This window comes from Pseudomonas sp. PSPC2-3, from assembly GCF_049898265.1.
GTDB classification, from domain to species: domain Bacteria; phylum Pseudomonadota; class Gammaproteobacteria; order Pseudomonadales; family Pseudomonadaceae; genus Aquipseudomonas; species Aquipseudomonas veronii.
The window spans coordinates 34,928-60,274 of record NZ_JAFCXJ010000002.1 but is presented as its reverse complement, the minus strand read 5'-3'; the positions used below and the strand labels follow the sequence as shown (position 1 = coordinate 60,274).

The 25,347-nt window shown below is 61.9% G+C and carries 20 protein-coding genes; 9 read left to right on the top strand and 11 right to left on the bottom strand.

Annotated features, from left to right (window positions below; translation table 11 throughout):
- Positions 1-3: 3 nt before the first annotated feature.
- Positions 4-942: a magnesium transporter CorA family protein gene (locus ACP7E3_RS04195; RefSeq protein ID WP_169882009.1), complete on the top strand. Its 939-nt coding sequence runs from the start codon at positions 4-6 to the stop codon at positions 940-942.
- 25 nt (positions 943-967) lie between these two features.
- On the opposite strand, the gene map is transcribed toward ACP7E3_RS04195, so the two are convergent.
- Positions 968-1,723, bottom strand: a complete 756-nt coding sequence (gene map / locus ACP7E3_RS04190) for a type I methionyl aminopeptidase (protein ID WP_046383187.1) — start codon at positions 1,721-1,723, stop codon at positions 968-970.
- Complete coding sequence (locus ACP7E3_RS04185; protein WP_003190946.1) at positions 1,723-1,923, bottom strand: ParD-like family protein; 201 nt, start codon at positions 1,921-1,923, stop codon at positions 1,723-1,725. Before ACP7E3_RS04185 ends, map begins: the two co-directional genes overlap by 1 nt.
- A gap of 272 nt (positions 1,924-2,195) precedes the next feature.
- On the opposite strand from ACP7E3_RS04185, the gene ilvA reads away from it, so the two are divergent.
- Together ilvA and ACP7E3_RS04175 are read left to right on the top strand one after the other, a co-directional pair.
- A complete protein-coding gene (gene ilvA, locus ACP7E3_RS04180; protein ID WP_079443655.1) occupies positions 2,196-3,218 on the top strand; it encodes a threonine ammonia-lyase, biosynthetic in 1,023 nt (340 codons plus the stop codon).
- Between the two features lie 245 nt (positions 3,219-3,463).
- Positions 3,464-3,733, top strand: a complete 270-nt coding sequence (locus ACP7E3_RS04175) for a DUF1652 domain-containing protein (RefSeq protein WP_017848424.1) — start codon at positions 3,464-3,466, stop codon at positions 3,731-3,733.
- A gap of 105 nt (positions 3,734-3,838) precedes the next feature.
- Here the strand turns inward: ACP7E3_RS04175 and ACP7E3_RS04170 are convergent, their stop codons facing one another.
- From ACP7E3_RS04170 to ACP7E3_RS04135, 8 genes are all read right to left on the bottom strand, one after another.
- Positions 3,839-4,777 carry a carbohydrate kinase family protein gene (locus tag ACP7E3_RS04170; RefSeq protein WP_046383188.1) on the bottom strand — a complete coding sequence of 313 codons (939 nt, stop codon included), beginning with the start codon at positions 4,775-4,777 and terminating at the stop codon, positions 3,839-3,841.
- Between the two features lie 12 nt (positions 4,778-4,789).
- The gene (gene xylB / locus ACP7E3_RS04165) at positions 4,790-6,271 is read right to left on the bottom strand and encodes a xylulokinase (RefSeq protein ID WP_046383189.1); all 1,482 of its coding nucleotides are present in this window, start codon (positions 6,269-6,271) and stop codon (positions 4,790-4,792) included.
- 137 nt (positions 6,272-6,408) lie between these two features.
- Positions 6,409-7,890 (bottom strand): mannitol dehydrogenase family protein, encoded by a 1,482-nt coding sequence (locus ACP7E3_RS04160; protein ID WP_372812583.1) that lies wholly within the window; start codon positions 7,888-7,890, stop codon positions 6,409-6,411.
- Between the two features lie 16 nt (positions 7,891-7,906).
- The gene (locus ACP7E3_RS04155) at positions 7,907-9,010 is read right to left on the bottom strand and encodes an ABC transporter ATP-binding protein (protein ID WP_046383191.1); all 1,104 of its coding nucleotides are present in this window, start codon (positions 9,008-9,010) and stop codon (positions 7,907-7,909) included.
- Between the two features lie 46 nt (positions 9,011-9,056).
- Positions 9,057-9,887, bottom strand: a complete 831-nt coding sequence (locus ACP7E3_RS04150) for a carbohydrate ABC transporter permease (protein WP_012723930.1) — start codon at positions 9,885-9,887, stop codon at positions 9,057-9,059.
- A gap of 10 nt (positions 9,888-9,897) precedes the next feature.
- A complete protein-coding gene (locus ACP7E3_RS04145) occupies positions 9,898-10,788 on the bottom strand; it encodes a carbohydrate ABC transporter permease (RefSeq protein WP_046385260.1) in 891 nt (296 codons plus the stop codon).
- Positions 10,789-10,922: 134 nt separating this feature from the next.
- On the bottom strand, positions 10,923-12,245 hold the full coding sequence (locus tag ACP7E3_RS04140; protein WP_046383192.1) for an ABC transporter substrate-binding protein: 1,323 nt from the start codon (positions 12,243-12,245) through the stop codon (positions 10,923-10,925).
- Positions 12,246-12,423: 178 nt separating this feature from the next.
- Complete coding sequence (locus ACP7E3_RS04135) at positions 12,424-13,329, bottom strand: AraC family transcriptional regulator (protein ID WP_017848432.1); 906 nt, start codon at positions 13,327-13,329, stop codon at positions 12,424-12,426.
- A gap of 245 nt (positions 13,330-13,574) precedes the next feature.
- Here ACP7E3_RS04135 and ACP7E3_RS04130 point away from each other — a divergent pair, with 245 nt between their 5' ends.
- Entirely contained in the window at positions 13,575-14,087 is a 513-nt protein-coding gene (locus tag ACP7E3_RS04130; protein ID WP_026140209.1) for a GNAT family N-acetyltransferase, read from the top strand.
- Between the two features lie 75 nt (positions 14,088-14,162).
- Here the strand turns inward: ACP7E3_RS04130 and ACP7E3_RS04125 are convergent, their stop codons facing one another.
- Positions 14,163-15,452 carry a glycosyltransferase gene (locus ACP7E3_RS04125; RefSeq protein ID WP_079443657.1) on the bottom strand — a complete coding sequence of 430 codons (1,290 nt, stop codon included), beginning with the start codon at positions 15,450-15,452 and terminating at the stop codon, positions 14,163-14,165.
- 170 nt (positions 15,453-15,622) lie between these two features.
- Here ACP7E3_RS04125 and tpx point away from each other — a divergent pair, with 170 nt between their 5' ends.
- The 5 genes from tpx to ACP7E3_RS04100 all read left to right on the top strand — a co-directional run bounded on the left by tpx (position 15,623) and on the right by ACP7E3_RS04100 (position 25,322).
- Positions 15,623-16,123, top strand: coding sequence for a thiol peroxidase (gene tpx, locus ACP7E3_RS04120; protein ID WP_017848435.1), 501 nt, complete (start codon positions 15,623-15,625; stop codon positions 16,121-16,123).
- Between the two features lie 232 nt (positions 16,124-16,355).
- Positions 16,356-17,654 carry an MdtA/MuxA family multidrug efflux RND transporter periplasmic adaptor subunit gene (locus ACP7E3_RS04115; RefSeq protein ID WP_046383194.1) on the top strand — a complete coding sequence of 433 codons (1,299 nt, stop codon included), beginning with the start codon at positions 16,356-16,358 and terminating at the stop codon, positions 17,652-17,654.
- Complete coding sequence (locus ACP7E3_RS04110; RefSeq protein WP_102618160.1) at positions 17,651-20,752, top strand: MdtB/MuxB family multidrug efflux RND transporter permease subunit; 3,102 nt, start codon at positions 17,651-17,653, stop codon at positions 20,750-20,752. The genes ACP7E3_RS04115 and ACP7E3_RS04110 overlap by 4 nt, the downstream gene beginning before the upstream one ends.
- Positions 20,749-23,856, top strand: a complete 3,108-nt coding sequence (locus ACP7E3_RS04105) for an efflux RND transporter permease subunit (protein WP_046383196.1) — start codon at positions 20,749-20,751, stop codon at positions 23,854-23,856. The genes ACP7E3_RS04110 and ACP7E3_RS04105 overlap by 4 nt, the downstream gene beginning before the upstream one ends.
- Entirely contained in the window at positions 23,853-25,322 is a 1,470-nt protein-coding gene (locus ACP7E3_RS04100; RefSeq protein ID WP_017848439.1) for an efflux transporter outer membrane subunit, read from the top strand. Before ACP7E3_RS04105 ends, ACP7E3_RS04100 begins: the two co-directional genes overlap by 4 nt.
- Positions 25,323-25,347: the final 25 nt, after the last annotated feature.

Genomic DNA, 25,347 nt, shown 5'->3' with positions numbered 1-25,347 from the left:
GCGATGATCCAGCGCTTTGAATTGATCAATGGAAAGTTGCGCAGCGGGGACAGTGACGAGGCCCCGATCATGTTGTTCAGCAACCCTGACCATGCCGAGCGCAACTGGCTGCTTGAGCACCACAAACTGGACGAGCATGCCCTGGCCTCGGCGCTCGACCCGGATGAAGTCTCACGCATCGAATTTCACCCCGACAATCTGTTTCTGATCTGGAAGCGCCCGGAGAACTACTCCGGCGGGGGCACCCTGGTGTTTGAGGTGTCGTCCTGCGGCCTGCTGTTTTCACCTGGCCGGCTGTTGGTGATCGCCACCGATGAAACCCCGCTGTCCGGGCTCGGCGCCCGCCGCCCATTGCACACACCGCTGGATGTGCTGCTCGACCTGCTGCTCAACAACATTCACCACTACCTCGGCCACCTCAAAGTGATCAAGCTGGTCGCGCGGGAGCTGCAGCAACAGTTCAACGCGTCCATGAGCAACCATCATCTGATGCAGATGTTCAACCTCAGCGAAAGCCTGATCTATTACATCAACGCGCTGCACAGCAATGGCGCCGTGCTGTCGCGGCTGCGCAACCACGGCGAGAAGGAGCATTTCAGCGCCGAGATTCTCGGCCTGATCGACGACCTGATCATCGAGAACCACCAGTGCTACAAACAGGCGGAGATTTATTCCAACGTGTTCTCCGGGCTGATCGACGCGCGCGGCAACCTGATGAACAACAGCATGAACAACCTGTTGCGCAAGCTGACGTTGATCAACGTGGTGTTTCTGCCGCTCAACCTGATCGCCAGCATTGGCGGCATGTCGGAGTTCAGCATGATGACGGCGGGTACGCCGTGGTGGGTGTCGTACCCGCTGTTTTTGTTGGCGATGAGCTTGGGCGCGGGGTTGATGGTGCTGGGGCTCAAGCGGATTGCAGGCGGCGCGAATGGGAGGTGACCCCCCCATCCCTGGGGGGACCGGCTCAGGACGTGGCTTGCAGGGTCAGCACCTCGAACCCGTCCGCCGTCACCGCCACGGTGTGTTCCCACTGGGCCGACAGGCTGTTGTCCTTGGTCACCACCGTCCAGCCGTCCTTCAGGCTGCGCACCTTGGCGCTGCCCTGGTTCAGCATTGGCTCGATGGTAAACACCATGCCTTCGCGCAGCTCCAGCCCGGTGCCGGGGCGGCCGAAGTGCAGGATCTGGGGGTCTTCATGCATCTGCCGGCCGATGCCGTGGCCGCAGTATTCGCGTACCACGCTGTAACCATTGGCCTGCGCATGGTGCTGGATCGCATGGCCGATGTCGCCCAGGCGGGCGCCGGGCTTGACCTGGCGGATACCGGCCCACATCGCCTCGAAGGTCATCTCCACCAGGCGGCGTGCCTTCGGCGAGACGGTACCGATCATGTACATCTTGCTGGAGTCGGCGATAAAGCCGCCTTTTTCCAGGGTGATGTCGATGTTGACGATGTCGCCGTCCTTGAGGACTTGCGTGGCGCTGGGCATGCCGTGGCACACCACTTCGTTGACCGAGGTGTTGATGGAGAAGGGGTAGTCGTATTGCCCGAGGCTCGCCGGGCGGGCTTTGAGCTCGTGGCGGATGAAGGCTTCGACGGCGCTGTCCAGCTCCAGGGTGGAGCGTCCGGCGGCGACAAAACCGTCGAGCATGCTGAACACCTGGGCCAGCAGGCGCCCGGATTCGCGCATCACGGCGAGTTGTGCGGCGGTTTTGATCATCAGCTGCGCCCCCGGATCAGGTCCGGCTTGTCCAGCAACAGCTTGTTGATCAGCTCGTTGTAGGGCAAATGCGGGTTGAGTTCGGCGAGCAGGCCGATCTTGATCCAGAACTCGGCCTGGGCGTTGATGGAACGGTCCATGGCCGCACTGGCCAGGCGTAGTTGTTCGTGCAGTTGGTCGGTGATCTTGACGATGCCCATGTGCTTCACTGTGTCAGATGAATATACGGATCGTATACGTTTCGTATGTCCATCGTAAAGCCCCGTCAGTGAAATGGCCCCTTGCCATTGACTTGACCGGCCACCGCCGGGTAATTTCGTGACATGACATTTCAAACCCTGCGTTGCCAGCCAATTATTATTACCGCCATTCCTCATTTGGCGGGATAGCGCTCGGCTGCACCCAAACCCGCCCTAGAGGCGGGTTTTGTTTTTCCGTCTCCAGGTGCCCTTACCCAAGCCAGGAGACTCCCATGAGCACTTGCCCCGTCCCATCTACCGCTGTCTCGGGACTGCTTGAGCACTACGTCAAAAAGATCCTCGCCGCGCCGGTCTACGATTTGGCCGTGCGAACCCCCTTGCAGGTCGCCCCGGCGCTGTCGCTGTTGCTCGACAACCAGGTGTTGCTCAAGCGCGAAGATCTGCAACCGACCTTTTCCTTCAAGATCCGTGGCGCCTACAACAAGCTGATGCAACTCAGCGCCGAGCAGAAGGCCTGCGGCGTGATCACCGCATCGGCCGGCAACCATGCGCAAGGCGTAGCGCTGGCGGCGCGGGAATTGGGGATCAAGGCCACGATCGTCATGCCGTGCAGCACGCCGGAGTTGAAGGTGCTGGGTGTGCGCTCGCGAGGGGCGCAAGCGGTGCTGCACGGTGAGAGCTTTCCGTTTGCCCTGGCCCATGCGTTGCAACTGGCCGAAGCCTGCGGTTGTACGTTTGTCTCGCCGTTCGACGATCCGGACGTGATCGCCGGCCAAGGCACGGTGGGCATGGAAATCCTGCGCCAGCAGCAGGGCGCGCTGGACGCGATCTTCGTGCCGGTGGGCGGTGGCGGCCTGATCGGCGGGATCGCCGCCTACGTCAAATACTTGCGGCCCGAGGTACGCATCGTCGGCGTCGAAGCCGAAGGCTCGAGTTGCCTGTTGGCAGCCTTGCGCGCCGGTGAACGCGTGGTGCTGCCCAGTGTGGACGGGTTTGCCGATGGCACGGCAGTGGCGCAGATCGGCGCCTATGGCTTTGAGATCTGCCGGGATTGGGTGGATGACGTCATCACGGTCAGCAACGATGAACTGTGCAGCGCCATCAAGCTGATCTACGACGATACGCGTTCCATCGTCGAGCCGTCCGGCGCCTTGGCTGTGGCGGGCATTCGCCGTTATGTGGGGCAACACCGCGTGCGCGGGCAGACGCTGGTGGCGGTCAACTCAGGGGCCAATATCAACTTTGATAGTTTGCGACATGTTGCTGAAAGAGCCGCAGCACACAGTGCCGGTTAACGCAAAGCCCAGGGTTAAACGTTTAATCGAAGCTGTTCGGCGATGATGTTCGTCGAGTGAATTTGAGTTGAACAAAGTTATACAAGACTGGGTACTGCTTATGAGGAAAGGTTACAACGAGAACGGATTTTGCCGAGTAGGCTTATTGATTGTAAACGTCTTCCAGGGTTGGCAGGACGTGGCGGGCGAGTGCCTGCAAGACTTATAACAATCGATTGGCAGTCTCAAGAAAGGAGAGGTTGACCATGCTTTCGGAATTAGAACTTCGCAGTATCATTGAAGGAAGTTTCCTGCCTAAACGGTGCGAATGCACCAAAGCTGAAGATGCCTCGTTGACGATCAAGGTCTATGACGATCGTGACCGTGACCGGGTGGATCTGGAAGTCAAAGGCATCAATGCTGACAAACTCGACAGCAGTCGAGCCATTTGCAACCTGATCACCGGGTTGCGCGAAGACCTCAAGCAATCGCAGGGGCCTGCACTGCAAAGAGCAGCAGGGCGCGGCCACTACTAGATAGCGAGCGTTGCTTTCACCGATCTGCGGGCCTGGTAAATACCAGGCCCGATGCTGTTGCTACCCGTCAATCCATGCTGAATGCCGCAGCCTGTGATCGTTTGTTCACCCCAACTGTTGCCGATAGGGCAGGTCCGGGCCCGTTTTGCCGCAGGTCATGGCGGCCGCACGGATCGCAAAGCCCAGCATCGCGTCGATCTGGGCGCGGGTCAGTTGCTGCAGGCCCTCTACCGAATCCAGTTGCTGCTCGGTCAGCCAGGCAATCAACGCCGCCTGGAAGGTGTCCCCGGCACCCACGGTATCGGCCATCACCACCTTCACCGCCGGTTGCGACCAGTGTCCGTGCTGGCGGCTGAACACGCTGGCGCCGTTACCGCCGCGAGTGAGGAAGACCAACTGGCAGCGGTGTTGCAACCAGCCCTCAAGCACGCTTTCCGGCGATTGGTCGGGGTAGAGCAGGTGCAGGTCTTCATCGCTGACCTTGATCAGGTCGGCGTACTTGACCAGTTCGGCCACGCGCTCGCGCCACAGCTGGATATCCGGTTGCGGGTTGAGCCGCACGTTGGGGTCGAGGCTGATCAAGCGCTTGCCGCTTTCGCGCTGGACCAGGGCCAGCAGGGTGTCGCCAATCGGTTGCACCACCAGGGAGAACGAACCTACATGCAGCCCGCGAACCTCATCGCCTAGGGTTGGCAGGTGTGCGCGCGTCAATTGGCGGTCGGCGCAGCCTTCGCCGCGAAAGCTGTATTGCGGGGAGCCATCGGCGCCCACGGCGACCATCGCCAGGGTGGTCGGCGCGGCGAATTCCACCAGGAACTGCGGGTTGACGCCTTCGTCCCTGAGCACCTGCAACAAGCGCTGCCCGAGGAAGTCGGTGGACACGCCGCCGAACAGCGCGGCCTCGATGCCGAGCCGGCGTAAACCGACGGCGACGTTGAACGGCGAACCACCGGCAATCGCCTTGTAATTGAGTTTGGAGGCTTGCCCGCTGGGATCGTCCTCGCTGAAAAAATCAAACAGCGCTTCACCGCACACCAGATACATAGTCGTTCGCTCTTAAAGGGTTGCCACGTGCTGTTGATAGCGCTCGTAGGCGTGTTGATAGGCGCTGACATTGTCGGCCACCGGCAGGGTCCGGCTGGCCGGGTCGACGCTCACGCATTTTTCGCACAGGCTGGCCAGGGACTCGCCGGACTGGCTCCACGCCGCCTGGATCGCCGCGCCCAGGGCCGCCGCTTCGCTTTGTTCGGTGCAGATCACTTCGGTGTGCATGATATCGGCAACCATCTGCCGCCACACCGGGCTTTTCGAGCCGCCGCCGATCAGGCGGATGCTCTGGCTGTGCAGGCCGGTCTGGCGCAACAGATCAAGGCCGTAACGCAAGCCGAAGGTGGTGCCCTCGACCACCGCGCGACACAGGTTGGCGCGGGTCAGGTTGGTCATGGTCAAGCCATGCAGGCTGCCGGTGGCGTGGGGCAGGGCGGGCACGCGTTCGCCATTGAGGAACGGCAGCATGCTCACGCCGTCGGCACCGATCGGCGCCTGCTCGACCAGGGCGTTGAAGGCGTCGAGGTCGAGGTCGAACAGTTCGCGAATCACCCCGGTCGCGTTGGTCAGGTTCATCGTGCAGATCAACGGCAACCAGCCGCCGCTGGAGGAACAGAAGGTCGCGACCGACGCCTGGGGGCTGACGTTGGGCTGGTCGGCGAAGGCATACACGGTGCCCGATGAACCCAGGCTCATGGTGATCACGCCGGGGGCGATGTTGCCGGTGCCGATGGCGCCCATCATGTTGTCGCCGCCGCCGCTGGACACGATGGCGTCGGGGTTGATGCCCAGGCGTTCGGCGATGGCCGGCAGGATCGTGCCGACGGCTTGGTCGGCTTCGATCAGCGTCGGCAAGGCTGCCTGCAGGCGGCCGCTGGGGTCGATGTGCTGGAGCAGCGCCACGTCCCAGGTACGGCTGCGCACGTTGAAGTAGCCGGTGCCCGAGGCATCGCCGTATTCCGCGACGGCGCGGCCGGTGAGCCAGTAGTTGAGGTAGTCGTGGGGCAGCAGGATATGCGCGATGCGCGCGAACACCTCGGGGTGCTGCTCGCGGGTCCACAGCAGTTTGGACACGGTGTAACCCGGCGCGATCGCGACGCCGAGACGCTCCAGCGAAGCGCTTTCGCCCCCCAGGTATTGCAACAGGCGCTCGTTTTCGGCGGCGGTTTCGGTGTCGCACCACAGCTTGGCCGGGCGCAGCACCTGGCCGCTGTCATCGAGCAACACCAGGCCGTGTTGCTGGCCGGACACGCCGATGCCGAGGATATCCTGGCCGTCCACGCCGGCCTGTTGCAGGGCGCGGTGGGTGGCTTCGGTAAAGGCGTCCAGCCACTCCTGGGTGTGCTGCTCGCGCCGGCCGTTGGCGCCGCTGATCAGTGTGTGTGCCGCGGCGCCCAGGCCCAGCACCTTGCCGCTGGAGGCGTCGAGGACGATGGCTTTGGTGCCTTGGGTGCCGCAGTCGATGCCGAGGAACAGGTTTTGCTGGGTCATGAGGGTTTGCTCAGCATTGTTGTTGGATTGTAAATGCGCTTCAAATGTGGGAGGGGGCTTGCCCCTGATGGCGGTGTTTCAGTGTAAATGTTCTTTACTGACCCACCGCTATCGGGGGCGAGCCCCCTCCCACAGGTTTAAGCCGGTTTCTTCAGGAGTTGCTGCAGTGTTTTTGTGACGCCGTTGTCGCGCAGGCTCGCATAGCACCGCTCGAACGCTGCCACAAACTCAGCCGACTTGGGAATAGCTGTGCCGAAAATCTCCTCCACGCCGAGCAGGCGCTGACTGATTCGCGCATCGTCACTCACCAGTCCCTGGCAAAACTCGGCGCGCGGGTCGGGGATTTTGTAGACCACGCCAGTCTCGTCGACACCCTTGAGGTACAACGCCCACGCGGCCACCACCAACGCTGCGCGCTCGGTCTCACGCCCATCGGCAATCAGGCGGTTGATCGTTGGCACGGTGAACTTGGGAAACTTCGACGAGCCATCGGAACACACGCGCTCCAACTGGTCGGCAATCGCCTGGTTGGAGAAGCGATCGACCAGGGTCTGCTTGTACTGCGTGAGGTCGATGCCCGGCACCGGCGCCAGGTTCGGCGTGACGTCCAGGTCCATGTAGGCGCGCATGTACGCGACGAACAACGGGTCATTCATGGTCTCGTGAACGAACCGATACCCCTTGAGAAACCCCAGGTAAGTCAGGGCCAGGTGACTGCCGTTGAGCAGGCCGATCTTCATTTCTTCATAGGGCGTCACGTCATCGGTGAACTGCACGCCGACCTTTTCCCAGGCCGGGCGGCCGTTGACGAAGCGGTCTTCCAGCACCCATTGCACAAACGGCTCGCACACCACCGGCCAGGCATCGTCGATGCCGTGCTCATCGTGCAATTGCAGGCGATGCGCGGTACTGGTCATCGGCGTGATGCGGTCGACCATGGCGTTGGGGAACGTCACGTTGGCCTGGATCCAGTCATGCAGTTCGGCGTCGTGCAGGGCGGCGAAGGCCAGCAGGGCCTTGCGCGTGACGGCGCCGTTGTGCGGCAGGTTATCGCAGGACATCACGGTAAATGCCGGCGTGCCGGCGGCGCGACGTTGGGTCAGTGCGGCGCAGATAAAGCCGAACACGGTTTTCGGCGCCTGCGGGTGTGCCAGGTCGTGCTGGATCTGCGGCAGGTGGGCCATGAACTCGCCGTTGCTGTCGTCGATGCAGTAGCCGCCTTCGGTGATGGTCAGCGAGACGATGCGGATGTGCGGGCTGGCCAGTTTGTCGATCAGCCCCTGGGCGCCGTCCTCGGCCAGCAGCATGTCGCTGATCGAGCCGATCACGCGCACTTCGGTGTCGTCGCTGTCGCCCAGTTCATACAGGGTGAACAGGTAGTCCTGGCCGGCCAGGTCGTCGCGGGCCTTGCGGTCCTCGCTGCGCAGGCCGATGCCGCAAATGCTCCAGTCCAGGCCCTCGCCGGTATTCATCAGCGCATCGGTGTAATACGCCTGGTGCGCGCGGTGGAAACCGCCGACGCCGATATGGGCGATGCCCTGGCGGGTATCGGCAATGGCGTAGGTCGGGATTTTCACTTCCGGCGCCAATTGGGTGAGGTTGTGTTTATTCAGTTTCATCATAACTCTCGCGAAATCAGGCGGCGGCGCGCAGTGGTCGGGTGACGGCCACGCCGTCGGTGTCGAACAGATGGCAGTGCGCCGGGTCCAGGTGCAGGTGCAGCGTCTCGCCATACTGGCTCGCCATGTCGCCGCGAATCCGCATGGTCAGCGGCTCGCCGTTGGCGGTGATGACGTGGCAGAAGGTGTCGCTGCCCAGGCGCTCGCCGACGTCGGCGGTGACGGTCAGGCCGGCCTGGCCCGGTGCGGCGATCTCCAGGTGTTCCGGGCGAATGCCCAGGGTCACCGCGCTGCCCACGCTCAAGGTGGCGCCGCTCAGCGGCAGGCTGATCAAGCTGCCGGCGTCCAGTTGCACGTCGCAGCCCTGGCCCTCGACCCGCGTGACCTTGCCCTTGAGGAAGCCCATTTTCGGCGTGCCGAGAAAGCCCGCGACAAACAGGTTGGCCGGCTGGTGATACAGCTCCAGTGGCGAGCCGACCTGCTCGATGCGGCCGCTGTTGAGCACCACCACTTTGTCGGCCAGGGTCATGGCTTCGACCTGGTCGTGGGTCACGTAGATCATGGTTGCTTGCAGCTCTTTATGCAGGCGCGCCAGTTCCAGGCGCATCTGCACGCGCAGCGCAGCGTCGAGGTTGGACAGCGGTTCGTCGAACAGGAAGATCTTCGGGTTGCGCACAATCGCCCGGCCGATCGCCACGCGCTGGCGTTGGCCGCCGGACAGCTGCTTGGGCTTGCGCTCCAGCAGTGGGCCCAGTTCGAGGATGCGCGCCGCTTCGCTGACTTTGCTCTCCACCAGCTTTTTGTCGACGCCGGCCAGGTCGAGGGCAAACGACATGTTCTTGCGCACGCTCATGTGCGGGTACAGCGCGTAGGTCTGGAACACCATCGCCAGGTCGCGCTTGGCCGGGGTGACTTCGGTGATGTCGCGGCCATCGAGCTCAATGGTGCCTTCGCTGACTTCTTCCAGGCCGGCGATCAGCCGCAGCAGCGTGGATTTACCGCAACCCGACGGGCCGACGAAGACCACGAACTCCTTGTCGTTCACTTCCAGGTCGATGCCCTTGATGATGGAAAAGCCTTCGAAGCCTTTTTGCAGATTCTTGATTTTCAGGTTGGCCATGGGATGGGCCTCCGCTTCTGAATTCGTTTTTGTTAGAGAGAAGTCGTTATTTCACGGCGCCGAAGGACAACCCGCGCACCAGCTGTTTCTGGCTGATCCAGCCAAAAATCAGGATCGGCGCGCAGGCCAGGGTCGACACGGCCGACAATTTGGCCCAGAACAAGCCTTCGGGACTGGAGTAGGAGGCGATCAGCGCGGTCAGCGGCGCGGCAGTCGACGAGGTCAGGTTCAGCGACCAGAACGCCTCGTTCCAGCACAGGATCAGCGACAGCAGCACCGTGGACGCCAGCCCGCCCTTGGCGATCGGCAGCAGCACGCGGACCATCTCCTGCCACAGGGTGGCGCCGTCCAGGCGGGCGGCTTCGAGGATGTCTTTGGGGATGTCCTTGAAGTAGGTGTAAACCATCCACACCACGATCGGCAGGTTGATCAGGGTGTAGATGATGATCAGCGCGATACGCGTATCCAGCAGGCCAAAGCTCTTGGCCAGCAGGTAGATCGGCATCAATACGCCCACCGGTGGCAGCATCTTGGTCGACAGCATCCACAGCAGGGTGCCCTTGGTGCGTTGGGTCTCGTAGAACGCCATGGAGTAGGCCGCCGGCACCGAGATCAGCAGGCACAAGGCGGTGGCGCTGAACGAAATCAGCACCGAGTTCCACGCGTAGCTGAAGTAATTGCTGCGTTCGTTGATGTGCAGGTAGTTCTCCAGCGTCGGCGTGAAGATGAACTGCGGCGGCGTGGCGAACGCGTCGATCTCGGTCTTGAAGCTGGTCAGCACCATCCAGAAGATCGGGAAGAAGATCAGGATCGCGATGGCCCAGGCCAGGGTGCCGAGCAGCAGGCTTTGCAGGCGGCGGGATTGTTGAAGCGTCATGGCGCGGCCCTCAAGGCTTGTCAGTCAGGTTTTTGCCGATCATCCGCACCAGGATGATCGCCGCGATGTTGGCGATGACCACGGCAATCAAGCCGCCGGCCGAGGCCATGCCCACATCGAACTGCACCAGCGCCTGGTTGTAGATCAGGTAGGCGAGGTTGGTCGAGGCGTAGCCGGGGCCGCCGTTGGTGGTGGTGAAGATTTCGGCGAATACCGAGAGCAGGAAGATCGTTTCGATCATCACCACCACGGCAATCGGGCGCGCCAGGTGCGGCAGGGTCAGGTGCCAGAAGATCGCGATGGCGCCGGCACCGTCCAGGCGTGCGGCTTCCTTTTGTTCCTGGTCGAGGGACTGCATGGCGGTCATCAGCAGCAGGATCGCGAAGGGCAGCCATTGCCACGAGACGATGATGATGATCGACAGCAGTGGGTAATGCGCCAGCCAATCCACCGGCTGCGCGCCGAACAGCTTCCACACGGCGGCGAGAATCCCCGACACCGGGTGGAAAATCAGGTTCTTCCAGATCAGCGCACCGACGGTGGGCATGATGAAGAACGGCGAGATCAACAACACCCGCACCAGGCCGCGGCCGAAGAACTCACTGGCCTCCAGCAGGGCGCTGATCAATACGCCGAACACCACGCTGATCAGCAGCACGCTGCCCACCAGCAACAGGGTATTGGTGGCGCCGGGCAGGAAGCCCGAATCGGTGATGAAGTAGGTGAAGTTCTCCAGCCCCACGAACTGGTTTTCGCCGGGGTAGAGCAGGTTGTAGCGGATCAGCGAAAAGTACAGGGTCATGCCCAGCGGCACGATCATCCACAGTAGCAGCAAGGCTACCGAGGGGCTGACGAGAAACCAGCCGGGGTTGGCCAGGCGGCTTTTGCGTGTTGTATTCATGGTGATCAAGACCGATTAGAGGCAGGTGCGCAAAACTCCTGTAGGAGCGAGCTTGCTCGCGAAGGTATTTCAGGCGCATGTCGGCGTCGGATGTACCTTTTTCGCGAGCAAGCTCGCTCCTACAGAATCGGGGGTTATTTGGGATAACCGGCCCGCTTCATTTCACGCTCGGTGGTGGTCTGCGCGGCGCTCAAGGCTTGATCCACGGTTTGCTGACCGGTCAGCGCACCCGAGAAGAACTTGCCGACCTGGGTACCGATCGCCTGGAACTCAGGAATGGTCACCAGTTGGATACCGATATACGGCACCGGCTTGAGCGTCGGCTGGGTCGGGTCGGCGACTTTCAGCGATTCCAGGGTGACCTTGGCGAACGGCGCGGCCTGCATGTACGCGTCGCTGTAGGTCGACTTGCGCGTCCCTGGTGGGACGTTGGCGATGCCGTCGGTCTTGGCAACCAGGGCGCCGTATTCCTTGGAAGTCGCCCAACTGGTGAACAGCTTGGCGGCGTCCTTGGCTTTGGAGCTGGTCGGGATCGCCAGGCTCCAGGAGTACAGCCACGAGGTGCCTTTGTCAGTCTTCTCGTGGGGCGCGAAGGTGAAGCCGACGTGGTCCGCCACCTTGCTTTGGGTCTTGTCGGTGACGAACGAGCCGGCCACGCTGGCGTCGACCCAGATCGCGCACTTGCCGCTGTTGAACAGGGCGAGGTTTTCGTTGAAACCGTTGCTCGAAGCGCCCGGCGGGCCGGATTTCTTCATGTTGTCGACGTAGAAGTTCAGCGCGTCCTTCCATTCGGGGCCATTGAATTCAGGCTGCCATTTTTCGTCGAACCAGCGCGCGCCATAGCCGTTGGCCAGGGTGGTGATCAGCGCCATGTTTTCACCCCAACCGGCTTTGCCGCGCAGGCACAGGCCGTATTGTTCTTTGGTTTTGTCGGTGAGCTTTGCCGCGTATTCGCCGATCTGCGTCCAGGTCGGGTGCTCGGGCATGCTCAGCCCGGCGTCCTTGAACAGGTCGGTGCGGTAATAGGTGATCGAACTTTCGGCATAGAACGGTAGGGCGTACAGCGAACCCTTGACGGACAAACCGTCACGCACAGAAGGGAACACATCGTCGAGGTCGTAGGACGCCGGTAGGTCCTTCATCGGTTCCAGCCAGCCCTTGGCGCCCCAGAGTGCGGCTTCGTACATGCCGATGGTCAACACGTCGAACTGCCCGCCCTGGGTGGCGATGTCGGTGGTCAGGCGTTGGCGCAGGACGTTTTCTTCGAGCACCACCCAATTCAACTTGATGTCCGGGTGCTCGGCCTCGAAGGTCTTCGAGAGCTTTTGCATGCGGATCATGTCGCTGTTGTTGACGGTGGCAATGGTCAGGGTTTGCGCGCCAAGGCTGACGGCGCTGAGGGTCATGCATGCCGTCATGCAAGAACAGGCAAGCAGTGTTTTTGCTGTGAACTTCATCGCGCACTCCTTTTCTGCGCCCAGGGGCTGCAGAAGGACAGTTATTGTTGTTGTGTCTTCCCACGCGGAGCCAGGAAGAGTGTGCGTTGATTACAGCCCTCAAATGGGGGGTGTGACAAATCCTTGGGCGCACTGGGACTGATACTTTTTTGTACTCGCTCACCAAAAGCCGAAACGATTAAGCCAGGTTCTGTTCGGTGAGCCGCTGCACCGCCAGGCGCCGGTAGTGGGAAGGCGTCATGCCTTTAAGTTGCTGGAAGCGGCGATTGAAGTTGGAAATGTTGTTGAACCCCGACTCGAAGCACACATCGGTGACGGCTTTGTCGCCATCGGCCAGCAGTTCGCAGGACTTGCTGATGCGCAGGCGATTGACGAATTCGATAAACGTGCGCCCGGTGGCCTGCTTGAACACCCGCGAGAAATACGTCGGTTTCATCCCCAGGTAATCGGCCACTTCCTCCAGTGACAACTCCCGTGCGTAATGCGCAAAGATGTAGTCCACCGCCCGGTTGGTGCGGTCGATGCTGTGTTCGTCGGCCAGTTGCGGCGTGGTCACGCCGGACAGCAGTTGGTAGTCCTCACACGCGCTCAACACGTCCAGCAGGATAAAGAAGTGCCCCAGGCGCGCCATGCCCTGGGCGTCCTCGATGCGTTGCATGAGCGTCATGGCCTGGGCGATGGTCTTCTTGCAGCGAAACTCGATGCCGGACTGCGCCCGCTCCAGTAGCGGCGCGAGGGTCTTGAGCTCAGTAAAAATGTGACTGCCGTTCTCAAGCAGCTCATCGGTGAAATTCACCAGCATGTCGCGCTTGGGCACCACTTCGTCTTCCTCGACCTGGCTGATCCAGTTGTGAGGCAGGTTGGGGCCGGTAAGGAACAGGCTTTCCGGGTAGAAGTTGCCGATGTAGTCGCCGATGAACACCTTGCCGGAACTGGCGACGATCAGGTGCAGCTCGTATTCCTTATGGAAATGCCAGCGCACCAACGGGCAAGGGAAACCGTGCTGGCGATAGATGATGGACAGACCGTTGTGATCGTCCATCAGCTCGTAGGAAGGGTCGGTGATTCGCGTTGCTCGGGTCATGCTGCCGTCGCTTTATTGTGGTTGTGCTTCGCAATAATGCCCCCTTGTGTGCTGTCGCTGCCAGCGGCAAGTTGGTTGGAGCATCCCTGAAGGCCGTTTTGGGTTATCGGCGACTTAATATATTTCACTGGCCTGTGCTATTAACAAAAGCGTTTACGAGCAGGCGTCGTGCTAATCGAGAGGGCATGGTCGCTAGGAGCAAAGAAGCGTTTTATCTGAAACAGAACACGAACAAGGAGTTGGTTATGATTCGTGATGCACTGCCCAAGGACGCGAAGAGCATTGCTGATGTTCATGTCAGTAGCTGGCAACACGCTTATGCGAATCTGATGCCGGCTGATTTTTTGGCCTCGCTGACTGCGACATTGCCAAAAAGGGAGGCTTATTGGGCTCAGGCAATCGAAAGCAAAGACTCTGACGTTTTAGTTTCAGAGGTGGATGGAAACGTTGTCGGTTGGATTTCAGTGGGCCGTTGCCGTGATGAAGACAAGCCCGCAGCGGAGTCGGGAGAGGTCATGGCTATCTATATTTTGGCAGCGTATTGGGGTAAAGGAATCGGTGCCAAATTGTGGGAGTCAGGTTTAAACCGTTTGTTTGATCAAGGTTATAAAAATATTACCTTATGGGTTTTATCTGCAAACGAAAGAGCTGTTCGCTTTTATCAGGGGCTCGGCGGAAGAGAAGAGCCTGGCAGCCGTCGCACGCTGGTCCGTGGTGGCGTGTCGCTGGATGAGGTGAGGTATGTTTGGGGACGTTAAGGTTTAGGGCTGCCCCGAGTGACGTGCCGCGCAGCGGCGGCACGTCGAAGTTACGATATTCACGCTCCCGATGCGCTAAAGGTTACGGTTTTTTGCCTCGATCCACTGCGACATGTATTGCGTACTTTTGTGGGCATGGTGGCGCAGCATGCCGCCGGTGAAATTATTTCGGCGGTGGGCGGCGAGGTCGTTGCGGCACTGTTCCAGGCATTCCACCAACGCGGGGCCGTGGATGTTTTGGTCATACCGGCGGGCCAGGAGTTGGCGCCCGTGCTCCTGGGCCTGGGTCCAGCGTTCGCGGTCTTGGTAAAGGCTCACGGCGGCATCGGCCAACGCCATGGCGCTGTGGGCGATTGCCCCCGGCCACGGTTGCTCGTCGCCCATGGCTTCGGCGCCGACCGGTGTGGTGATATTCGGCGTGCCGCAGAGCATGGCATCCACCAGCTTGCCCTTGATCCCCGCACCGAAGCGCAACGGCGCCAGGCAGATGCGCGCCGCTGTCATCACTTGCAGGGCATCCTCGGCCCAGTTCATCACATGAAACCCCTGGGCCGCGTTGTGCAGGGCCGTCGCCTTGGGCGGGGTGTAGGCACCGTAGATATGCAACTGGGCGCCTGGCAGTTGCTGGCGGATCAACGGCCACACACTGTTCTTCATCCAGAGCACGGCATCCCAGTTCGGCGCGTGACGGAAGTTGCCGATGCTGAGGAAGTGCGCGCGCTCGTCAAAGGGGGCGAATGCTTCGGTTGGCGGCTCGAGCATCAATGGGCACCAGTGGAGCAGGGCGGCGGGCACCTTGAAGTGCTCGGTGAGCAGGCGGATTTCCACGTCGGAGATCATCAGGCTGATGTCGCAGCGATAGATGGCCGCGATCTCGCGCTTGGCCAGGTCGGTGTCGGCCATGCGCTGGAACTCGTCTTCCAGGCCCGGTGCGAACAAGGCGCTGAAGTCATCGTTGCCCGGTTGCGCCTTGAGGTCGTCCTTGAGCCGCTGCTGGCGTGCGTCGCGCAGGCTTTGCAGGTCGGAGGTTTCCAGCACCCGCAACGCTGCGGGGCAGTGCTTCTCGACGCGCCAGCCGAACTGTTCTTCCATCATGAAGCGGTCGAACAGCACGATGTCCGGGGCCAGTTCGCGGATAAAGTCGTCGAAACTGCTGTTATTGAGTTCGATGGCGCACTCGGTGATACCGAGTGCCGGCAAGTCGGCTTTGTGCTCGCCGATGGTCGCCGGGCTGCTGAAGGTAATATCCCAACCTTGTGTAAGAAAAGTTTCGAGAATCTGCATCATATGCCCGCCGGCAGCCGAGGAGCGCGGTTCCGGCCAGACATAACCAATGACCAGGACTTTGGTGGCGGGCTGATTCATCAACAACAGATTCCTTGAGCGGGGACGAAAACCGCGCAATTAAACCACAACCGCCCGCGTGCCCGGCGAGACATGACAATTTGTGTCTGGCGGTAGGTCGCCACGGCACTTTGTGGTTAACTTCCGCCTCTCGAATTCGTTTAACCAAACCCAGCATAAGGATTCCGTTCATGGCTCAAGTCACCCTTCGTGGTAACCCCGTCCAAGTTGAAGGCGAACTGCCGCAAACCGGCTCCAAGGCGCCAGACTTCACCCTGACCGCCGGCGATCTGTCGGACGTGACCCTGGCCACCTTTGCCGGCAAGCGTAAAGTGTTGAACATCTTCCCAAGCGTCGACACCCCGACCTGTGCCACGTCGGTACGCACGTTCAACGCCCAGGCCGACAAAGTGGCCAACACCGTGGTGCTGTGCATCTCCTCCGACCTGCCGTTTGCCCAGAAGCGTTTTTGCGGCACCGAAGGCCTGGACAACGTGCAGAGCCTGTCGGACTTCCGCAACGCTGATTTCGCCGTTGACTACGGCGTTTCGATTGCTGACGGCCCGCTCCGGGCTCTGACCGCCCGTGCCGTCGTTGTGCTGGATGAAAACGACAATGTGCTGCACAGCGAACTGGTCCCTGAAATCGGCCAAGAGCCAAACTACGAAGCAGCCCTGGCTGTTTTGAAGTAACTGTTTCTGCGCATTACTGTCGTTATGCAGTAACACTGCGCGGTACATAATTGCGGCCTGGCCTAGTCCAGGCCGTTTTTATTTGCTGGTCAGATGTTTAGCGAAATAGCCGGTGGACTAAGCTCAAAAGTTAAAAGTTGTAAGCCCAAGGTAAATAGCCGGTAAAGGCGCTTTTCTTAACGCGCCCCAGTGCTTATCTTTCAGCCTCCCAAAGAAGAAGCCCTCGCGCCCAATGGTTGATCACTCCATGCAATCCTCCCCCCGCAACTCCCGTCGCTGGCTGTTCGGCCTGCTCGTGCTGCTGGTTATCGCCGGCCTGTGCTGGAAATTCTGGCCCACCGGCGCGCCCCATCCAGAAGCGCCAGCCGGCCGCACCGGTAAAACGGGCATGGCGCGCCCTGGTTTCGGCGGCTCCACCGGCCCGGTGCCGGTGCGCGTGGCGCCGGCGGTGCTGGGGGAGTTCCCGGTGTACTACAAGGCATTGGGGACGGTCACCGCGCTCAACACTATTAATGTACGCAGCCGGGTGGGCGGCGAGTTGGTGAAGATCGCCTTTGAAGAAGGGCAGATGGTCAAGGCCGGCGACCTGCTGGCGGAAATCGACCCGCGCAGTTACCAGAACGCCTTGCTCCAGGCCCAGGGCACGCTGATGCAGAACCAGGCCCAGTTGAAAAACGCCCAGGTCGATGTCGAGCGTTATCGCGGCTTGTATGCCCAGGACAGTATCGCCAAGCAAACCCTGGACACCGCCGAAGCGCTGGTCCTGCAATACCAGGGCACGGTCAAGACCAACCAGGGCGCGGTCGATGACGCCAAGCTCAACCTCGAATTCACCAAGATCCGCGCGCCGATCACCGGGCGCGTCGGCCTGCGTCAGCTCGACGTCGGTAACCTGGTGGCCGCCAACGACACCACGGCGCTGGCGGTGATCACTCAGACCCAGCCGATCAGCGTGGCCTTCACTCTGCCGGAGAACAGCCTGGAAACCGTGCTCGCCCGTTACCACGCCGGCAACAAGCTGCCGGTGGAAGCCTGGGACCGCGGCGACGCCAAGCGCCAAGCCACCGGCGTGCTGCAGAGCCTGGATAACCAGATCGACGTCACCACCGGCACCTTGAAGTTCAAGGCGCGCTTCGATAACAAAGACCAGGCGCTGTTCCCCAATCAGTTCGTCAACGTGCATCTGCTCGCCGACACCCTGCACAACGTCGTACTGGCACCGTCCGCCGCCATCCAGTTCGGCAACGCCGGCACCTTTGTCTACAAGCTCGACGGCGACAAGAAGGTCAAGGTCCAGCCCCTGGTGGTCGGCGATAGCGATGGCGACAACACCGTGATCAAGCAAGGCCTGGTCGCCGGCGATCGCGTGGTGCTGGAAGGCACCGACCGCCTGAAGGACGGCAGTGAAGTCGAAGTGGTCAACGACAGCAGCCAAGTCCCGACCACGCCGACCGAGCACCTGCAAGGCAAGCCCGCGGCCAAAGGGGAGACCGGCGCTGACGCCGGCAAGGCGCAAAAGGTCGGTTCATGAACCTGTCGCGGCTGTTTATCCTTCGCCCGGTCGCTACCACGCTGAGCATGCTGGCGATTGTCCTGGCAGGGATCATCTCGTACCGCTTGTTGCCGGTCTCGGCCTTGCCCCAGGTGGACTACCCGACCATCCGGGTGATGACCCTGTACCCCGGCGCCAGCCCGGATGTGATGACCAGCGCAGTCACCGCGCCCCTGGAGCGCCAGTTCGGGCAAATGCCCGGCTTGACCCAGATGGCCTCCACCAGCTCCGGCGGGGCCTCGGTGCTGACCCTGCGCTTCAACCTCGATATCAATATGGATGTCGCCGAGCAACAGGTGCAGGCCGCGATCAACGCCGCGACCAACCTGCTGCCCAAGGACTTGCCGGCGCCGCCGGTGTACAACAAGGTCAACCCGGCGGATACCCCGGTGCTGACCCTGGCGATTACCTCCAAGACCATGCTGCTGCCCAAGCTCAATGACCTGGTCGACACACGCATGGCGCAAAAGATCGCGCAGATCAGCGGCGTCGGCATGGTCAGCATTGCCGGTGGCCAGCGCCAGGCCGTGCGTATCAAGGTCAACCCCGAGGCCCTGGCGGCCAACGGCTTGAACCTGTCGGATGTACGCACGCTGATTACCGCGTCCAACGTCAACCAGCCCAAGGGCAACTTCGACGGGCCGACCCGCGTGTCGATGCTCGACGCCAACGACCAACTGGTGTCGCCGCAGCAATACGCCGAATTGATCCTGGCCTACAAAAATGGCGCGCCGCTGCGTCTGAAGGACGTCGCGCAGATCGTCGACGGCGCCGAAAACGAACGCCTCGCCGCCTGGGCCAACGAAAACCAGGCCGTGCTGCTGAATATCCAGCGCCAGCCCGGTGCCAACGTGATCGAGGTAGTCGACCGTATCAAGGCCCTGCTGCCGAGCATCACCGATAACCTGCCGGCCGGCCTGGATGTGACGGTGCTGACCGACCGTACCCAGACCATCCGCGCCTCGGTCACCGACGTGCAGCACGAATTGCTGATCGCGATTGCCCTGGTGGTGATGGTGACCTTCCTGTTCCTGCGCCGCGTCAGCGCGACGATCATCCCGTCCATCGCCGTGCCACTGTCACTGGTGGGTACCTTTGGCGTGATGTACCTGGCGGGTTTCTCGATCAACAACCTGACGCTGATGGCCCTGACCATCGCCACTGGCTTCGTGGTCGACGATGCGATCGTGATGCTGGAGAACATCTCGCGTTATATCGAGGAAGGTGAAACCCCGCTGGCCGCCGCGCTCAAGGGCGCCAAACAGATCGGCTTCACCCTGATTTCCCTGACCCTGTCGCTGATCGCCGTATTGATTCCGTTGCTGTTCATGGGCGATGTGGTCGGGCGGCTGTTCCGCGAGTTCGCCATCACCCTGGCGGTGGCGATCCTGATTTCCCTGGTGGTGTCCCTGACCCTGACGCCGATGATGTGCGCGCGCCTGCTCAAGCGTGAGCCCGAGGAAGCAGAACAGAGCCGTTTCTACAAGGCCAGCGGCGCCTGGATCGATTGGTTGATCGCGGCCTACGGGCGCAAGTTGCAGTGGGTGCTCAAGCACCAGCCGCTGACGTTGCTGGTGGCCATCGCCACCCTGGGCCTCACCGTGGTGCTGTACCTGGTGGTGCCCAAGGGCTTTTTCCCGGTGCAGGACACCGGGGTGATCCAGGGCATTTCCGAAGCGCCGCAGTCGATTTCCTTCGCGGCCATGAGCCAGCGCCAGCAGGAGTTGGCGAAGATCATCCTGGCCGACCCGGCGGTGGAAAGCCTGTCGTCCTACATCGGTGTGGATGGCGACAACGCCACCCTCAACAGCGGTCGCTTGCTGATCAACCTCAAGGCCCATGGGCAGCGGAACTTGAGCGCGGCCCAGGTGATCACCCGCCTGCAGCCGCAAATCGACAAACTGGTGGGCATCCGCCTGTACATGCAGCCGGTGCAGGATCTGACCATCGAAGACCGCGTCAGCCGCACCCAGTACCAGTTCAGCATGTCGTCACCCGATGCCGAACTGCTGGCGTTGTGGAGTGAAAAGCTGGTCCATGCCTTGAGCCAGTTGCCGCAGCTCACCGACGTCGCCAGCGACCTGCAGGACAAGGGCCTGCAGGTGTACCTGGTGATCGACCGCGATGCGGCCTCGCGCCTGGGCGTCAACGTGTCGACCATCACCGATGCGCTGTACGACGCCTTCGGTCAGCGGCAGATTTCCACCATCTACACCCAGGCCAGCCAATACCGCGTGGTGTTGCAGGCCCAGTCGGGCGAGACCCTGGGGCCGGATGCGCTGAACCAGATCCACGTCAAGACCACCGACGGTGGCCAGGTGCGGCTGTCGAGCCTGGCCCATGTGGAACAGCGCCAGGCGCAGTTGGCGATTGCGCATATCGGCCAGTTCCCGGCGGTGATGATGTCGTTCAACCTGGCCCCTGGCGTCGCACTGGGCAAGGGCGTGGAGTTGATCAACCAGACCCAGAAAGATATCGGCATGCCGGTCGGCGTGCAGACCCAGTTCCAGGGCGCGGCCCAGGCGTTCGAAGCCTCGCTGTCGAGCACCTTGCTGCTGATCCTGGCGGCGGTGGTCACCATGTACATCGTGCTCGGCGTGCTCTACGAGAGCTACATCCACCCGGTTACCATCCTCTCGACCCTGCCTTCGGCGGCGGTGGGGGCGTTGCTGGCGTTGCTGCTCAGCGGCAATGACCTGGGCATGATCGCGATCATCGGCATCATTTTGCTGATCGGTATCGTCAAGAAGAACGCGATCATGATGATCGACTTCGCCCTCGACGCCGAACGCAACCAGGGCCTTGACCCGCAGACCGCGATCTATCAGGCGGCGCTGTTGCGCTTCCGGCCGATCCTGATGACCACCCTGGCCGCGCTGTTCGGCGCGGTGCCATTGATGCTGGCCACCGGTTCCGGTGCGGAGCTGCGTCAACCCCTGGGCCTGGTGATGGTCGGCGGTTTGCTGGTGAGCCAGGTATTGACCCTGTTCACCACGCCGGTGATCTACCTGTACTTCGATCGCCTGGGGCGGCGCTGGCGCAAAGAGCCGCAACGCCTGGAGCCGGTTGAGTCATGAACCTGTCCGGACCTTTCATTCGCCGCCCGGTCGCGACCATGCTGTTGAGCCTGGCGATCATGTTGCTGGGCGGTGTCAGCTTCAATCTGCTGCCGGTGTCGCCGCTGCCGCAGATCGACTTCCCGGTGATCGTGGTGTCGGCCAGCCTGCCCGGCGCCAGCCCCGAGGTGATGGCGTCCACCGTGGCCACGCCGCTGGAGCGCTCGTTCGGCGCGATTGCCGGTATTACCACCATGAGCAGTTCGTCGAGCCAGGGTTCGACCCGGGTGATCCTGGCGTTCGATTCCGACCGTGATATCAACGGCGCGGCGCGGGAAGTGCAGGCGGCGATCAACGCTTCGCGCAACCTGCTGCCCAGCGGTATGCGCAGCATGCCGACCTACAAGAAGATCAACCCGTCGCAGGCGCCGATCATGGTGCTGTCGCTGACCTCGGACGTATTGCAGAAGGGCCAGCTGTACGACCTGGCGTCGACCATCCTGTCGCAAAGCCTGTCCCAGGTGCCGGGCGTGGGTGAAGTGCAGATCGGCGGCAGTTCCCTGCCGGCGGTGCGGATCGAACTCGAACCCAAGGCCCTCGACCAGTACGGCGTGGCCCTCGACGATGTGCGCAACACCATCGCCAACGCCAACCAGCGTCGGCCCAAGGGTTCCCTGGAAGACGCCGAGCGCAACTGGCAGATCCAGGCCAACGACCAGCTGGAAAAAGCCAAGGACTATGAACCGCTGCTGATCCGCTACCAGAACGGCGCGGCCCTGCGCCTGGGCGATGTGGCGAAGATCAGCGACGGTGTGGAAGACCGCTACAACAGCGGCTTCTTCAACAACGATTCGGCCGTGCTGCTGGTGATCAACCGCCAGTCCGGTGCCAACATCATCGAGACCGTCCGGCAGATCAAGGCGCAGTTGCCGGCATTGCAGGCGGTGCTGCCGTCCAGCGTCAAGCTGAGCCTGGCGATGGATCGCTCGCCGGTGATCACCGCTACCCTGCACGAGGCCGAGATGACCTTGCTGATTGCCGTTGGGCTGGTGATCCTGGTGGTCTACCTGTTCCTCGGTAACTTCCGAGCGTCGCTGATTCCAACCCTGGCGGTGCCGGTGTCGCTGGTCGGCACCTTCGCGGTGATGTATCTGTTCGGTTTCTCGCTGAACAACTTCTCGCTGATGGCGCTGATCCTCGCCACCGGCCTGGTGGTGGACGATGCCATCGTGGTGCTGGAGAACATTTCCCGGCATATCGACGAAGGCGTGCCGCCGATGAAGGCGGCGTACCTGGGCGCCAAGGAAGTCGGCTTTACCTTGCTGTCGATGAACGTGTCGCTGGTGGCGGTGTTCCTGTCCATCCTGTTCATGGGCGGGATCGTCACCAGCCTGTTCCGTGAGTTTTCCATCACCTTGTCGGCGGCGATCATCGTGTCGCTGGTGGTCTCGCTGACCCTCACGCCGATGCTCTGCGCGCGTTGGCTCAAGCCTCATATCAAAGGCCAACTGACCGGTTTGCAGCGTTGGAGCCAGAAGGTCAACGACCGCATGGTCTCGGCCTACGCCACCAGCCTGGACTGGGTGCTGCGCCATCGGCGCCTGACCTTGCTCAGCTTGCTGATCACGGTGGGGGTGAATATCGCGCTGTATGTGGTGGTGCCGAAAACCTTCATGCCCCAGCAGGACACCGGGCAATTGATCGGCTTTGTGCGCGGCGACGACGGGCTGTCGTTCAGCGTGATGCAGCCGAAGATGGAGATTTTCCGCAAGGCCGTGTTGCAAGACCCGGCGGTGCTCAGCGTGGCCGGTTTCATCGGCGGCAACAGCGGCACCAACAACGCGGTGATGCTGGTTCGACTCAAGCCCATCAGCGAACGCAAGGTCTCCGCCCAGGCGGTGATCGAGCGTCTGCGCAAGAACGTGCCCCTGGTGCCGGGCGGGCGGCTGTTCCTGATGGCTGACCAGGACCTGCAATTCGGTGGCGGGCGTGACCAGACCAGTGCGCAGTATTCCTACATCCTGCAAAGCGGTGATCTGTCTGCGCTGCGCCTGTGGTACCCGAAGGTCGTGGCCGCACTGCGTGCGTTACCCGAACTCACCGCCATCGACGCCCGCGAAGGCCGGGGCGCGGCCCAGGTGACGCTGGTCGTCGACCGCGACCAGGCCAAGCGCCTGGGTATCGACATGAACATGGTCACCGCGGTGCTGAACAACGCCTACAGCCAGCGGCAGATCTCCACGATCTATGACAGCCTCAACCAGTATCAGGTGGTGATGGAGGTCAACCCGAAATACGCCCAGGACCCGATCACCCTGAACCAGATGCAGGTGATCACCTCCACAGGCGCGCGGGTGCCGTTGTCGACCATTGCCCATTATGAGAACAGCCTGGCGGACGACCGGGTCAGCCACGAAGGCCAGTTCGCCTCGGAAAACATCGCCTTCGACATAGCCCCCGGCGTGACGGTGGAGCAGGGCACTGCGGCCATCGAGCGGGCGATTGCCAAGGTGGGCTTGCCGGAGGACGTCATCGCCAAGATGGCCGGCACCGCCGATGCCTTTGCGGCGACCCAGAAGGGCCAGCCGTTCATGATTCTCGGCGCGCTGGTGGCGGTGTACCTGGTGTTGGGTATTCTGTATGAAAGTTATATCCACCCGCTGACGATCCTCTCGACCTTGCCGTCGGCCGGCGTCGGAGCCTTGCTCTCCATCTACCTGCTGGGCGGCGAGTTCAGCCTGATCTCCTTGCTCGGCTTATTCCTGTTGATCGGGGTGGTGAAGAAAAACGCGATCCTGATGATCGACCTGGCGCTGCAACTGGAGCGCAATGATGGCCTGAGCCCGCTGGATTCGATTCGCAGCGCCTGCCTGTTGCGTCTGCGGCCGATCCTGATGACCACGCTGGCGGCGATTCTCGGTGCCTTGCCGTTGTTGCTCGGCAGGGCCGAAGGTGCGGAAATGCGCCAGCCCCTGGGCCTGACCATTATCGGCGGGCTGGTCTTCAGCCAGATCCTGACCCTTTACACCACCCCGGTGGTTTACCTTTATCTCGACCGCGCGCGCCATCGTTTCAACGCTTGGCGCGGCGTGCGTACCGATGCTGCCCTGGACACTGCGCTATGACCGATTCAATTTTCGCCACATTGGCCATGCCCCGTGGTTCCCGCGTCGCCAGCCTGGTGCTCTGCGGGGTGTTGCTCAGCGCTTGCGCCGTCGGCCCCGACTACACGCGCCCGGAGGTCATCGAGCCGGCGCAGTTCAAGCAAGCCCAGGGCTGGCGCCAGGCTACGCCGAGCGATGCGCTGGCCCGTGGCGCCTGGTGGGAGCTGTACGGCGACCGTCAGCTCAATGACCTCGTGGTCCGGCTGAACAACGCCAACCAGACCGTCGCCCAGGCCGAAGCGCGCTTCCGCCAGGCCCAGGCGCTGGTGCGCAGTTCCCGTGGGGCGTTTTACCCGACGGTGGACCTGAGCGTCGGGAAAACCCGCGCCAGCCAGGGCACCGGCAGCAGCAACGCCAGCCTCAGCAGTTCCAGCAGCGGCATCCGCGACACCCTCAACGCGCAGTTGGGCGTGAGCTGGGAAGCCGATGTCTGGGGCAAGTTGCGCCGGGGCCTGGAAGCCAAAGAGGCCAGCGCCGAAGCCAGCTCGGCGGACCTGGCCGCGATGCGCTTGAGCCAGCAGTCGGAGTTGGTGCAAAGCTACCTGCAACTGCGCGTCATGGATGAGCAAACCCGGTTGCTGCAAGCCACGCTGGACACCTACCAGCGCTCCCTGCAGATGACCGAAAACCAATACCGCGCCGGCGTCTCCGGCAAGGAAGCCGTGGCCCAGGCGCAAACCCAGCTCAAGTCCACCCAGGCCAGCCTGATCGACCTGATCTGGCAGCGTGCCCAGCTGGAAAACGCCATCGCCGTGTTGATCGGCGAGGCACCGGCCAACTTCAACCTGGCTGTGAGCAAGGACATTCCGGCCTTGCCGCAGATTCCGGTGAGCCTGCCGTCGCAATTGCTCGAACGGCGCCCGGACATCGCCTCGGCCGAACGCTCGGTGATCGCCGCCAACGCCAATATCGGCGTGGCCAAGGCCGCCTATTACCCGGACCTGAGCCTGAGCCTGGCTGGCGGTTATTCCAGCAGCACCTATTCAGACTGGATCAGCCTGCCGAACCGCTTCTGGTCGGTCGGGCCGAAACTGGCGATGACCCTGTTCGACGGCGGCCAGCGCTCGGCGGAAGTCGACCGCACCGTGGCCAGTTACGATGAAACCGTGGCCAAGTACCGCCAGACCGTGCTGGATGGTTTCCGTGAAGTGGAAAACTATATGGTCCAGCTCAAGGTGCTGGAAGACGAAGCCGTGGTCAGCAACGAAGCCCTGGAGGCCGCTCGCGAATCGCTGCGCCTGACCCAGAACCAATACAAAGCGGGGCTGATCGCTTACCTGGATGTGGTCACCGTGCAGGCAACGGCGCTGAGTAACGAACGCACCGTGCTGACCTTGCTGCAGACGCGATTGGTGGCCAGTGTGCAACTGATCGCCGCGTTGGGCGGTGGTTGGGATGGGCAGACTCAAGTGGCGGAAAAGGAGTGAAGTCCGGGCCTTTTTGAATGGGCAG

Bases quoted from the DNA above. Each gene is read 5' to 3' on its own strand.
- xylB (WP_046383189.1), bottom strand. From the start codon at position 6,271: ATGACCCAGCAAAACCTGTTCCTCGGCATCGACTGCGGCACCCAAGGC.
- ACP7E3_RS04145 (WP_046385260.1), bottom strand. From the start codon at position 10,788: ATGAATACAACACGCAAAAGCCGCCTGGCCAACCCCGGCTGGTTTCTC.
- map (WP_046383187.1), bottom strand. From the start codon at position 1,723: ATGATCAAAACCGCCGCACAACTCGCCGTGATGCGCGAATCCGGGCGC.
- ACP7E3_RS04110 (WP_102618160.1), top strand. From the start codon at position 17,651: ATGAACCTGTCGCGGCTGTTTATCCTTCGCCCGGTCGCTACCACGCTG.
- ACP7E3_RS04130 (WP_026140209.1), top strand. From the start codon at position 13,575: ATGATTCGTGATGCACTGCCCAAGGACGCGAAGAGCATTGCTGATGTT.
- ACP7E3_RS04170 (WP_046383188.1), bottom strand. From the start codon at position 4,777: ATGTATCTGGTGTGCGGTGAAGCGCTGTTTGATTTTTTCAGCGAGGAC.
- ACP7E3_RS04195 (WP_169882009.1), top strand. From the start codon at position 4: ATGATCCAGCGCTTTGAATTGATCAATGGAAAGTTGCGCAGCGGGGAC.
- ACP7E3_RS04160 (WP_372812583.1), bottom strand. From the start codon at position 7,890: ATGAAACTGAATAAACACAACCTCACCCAATTGGCGCCGGAAGTGAAA.
- ACP7E3_RS04150 (WP_012723930.1), bottom strand. From the start codon at position 9,887: ATGACGCTTCAACAATCCCGCCGCCTGCAAAGCCTGCTGCTCGGCACC.
- ACP7E3_RS04175 (WP_017848424.1), top strand. From the start codon at position 3,464: ATGCTTTCGGAATTAGAACTTCGCAGTATCATTGAAGGAAGTTTCCTG.
- tpx (WP_017848435.1), top strand. From the start codon at position 15,623: ATGGCTCAAGTCACCCTTCGTGGTAACCCCGTCCAAGTTGAAGGCGAA.
- ACP7E3_RS04155 (WP_046383191.1), bottom strand. From the start codon at position 9,010: ATGGCCAACCTGAAAATCAAGAATCTGCAAAAAGGCTTCGAAGGCTTT.
- ACP7E3_RS04185 (WP_003190946.1), bottom strand. From the start codon at position 1,923: ATGGGCATCGTCAAGATCACCGACCAACTGCACGAACAACTACGCCTG.
- ACP7E3_RS04135 (WP_017848432.1), bottom strand. From the start codon at position 13,329: ATGACCCGAGCAACGCGAATCACCGACCCTTCCTACGAGCTGATGGAC.
- ilvA (WP_079443655.1), top strand. From the start codon at position 2,196: ATGAGCACTTGCCCCGTCCCATCTACCGCTGTCTCGGGACTGCTTGAG.
- ACP7E3_RS04115 (WP_046383194.1), top strand. From the start codon at position 16,356: ATGGTTGATCACTCCATGCAATCCTCCCCCCGCAACTCCCGTCGCTGG.
- ACP7E3_RS04100 (WP_017848439.1), top strand. From the start codon at position 23,853: ATGACCGATTCAATTTTCGCCACATTGGCCATGCCCCGTGGTTCCCGC.
- ACP7E3_RS04140 (WP_046383192.1), bottom strand. From the start codon at position 12,245: ATGAAGTTCACAGCAAAAACACTGCTTGCCTGTTCTTGCATGACGGCA.
- ACP7E3_RS04105 (WP_046383196.1), top strand. From the start codon at position 20,749: ATGAACCTGTCCGGACCTTTCATTCGCCGCCCGGTCGCGACCATGCTG.
- ACP7E3_RS04125 (WP_079443657.1), bottom strand. From the start codon at position 15,452: ATGAATCAGCCCGCCACCAAAGTCCTGGTCATTGGTTATGTCTGGCCG.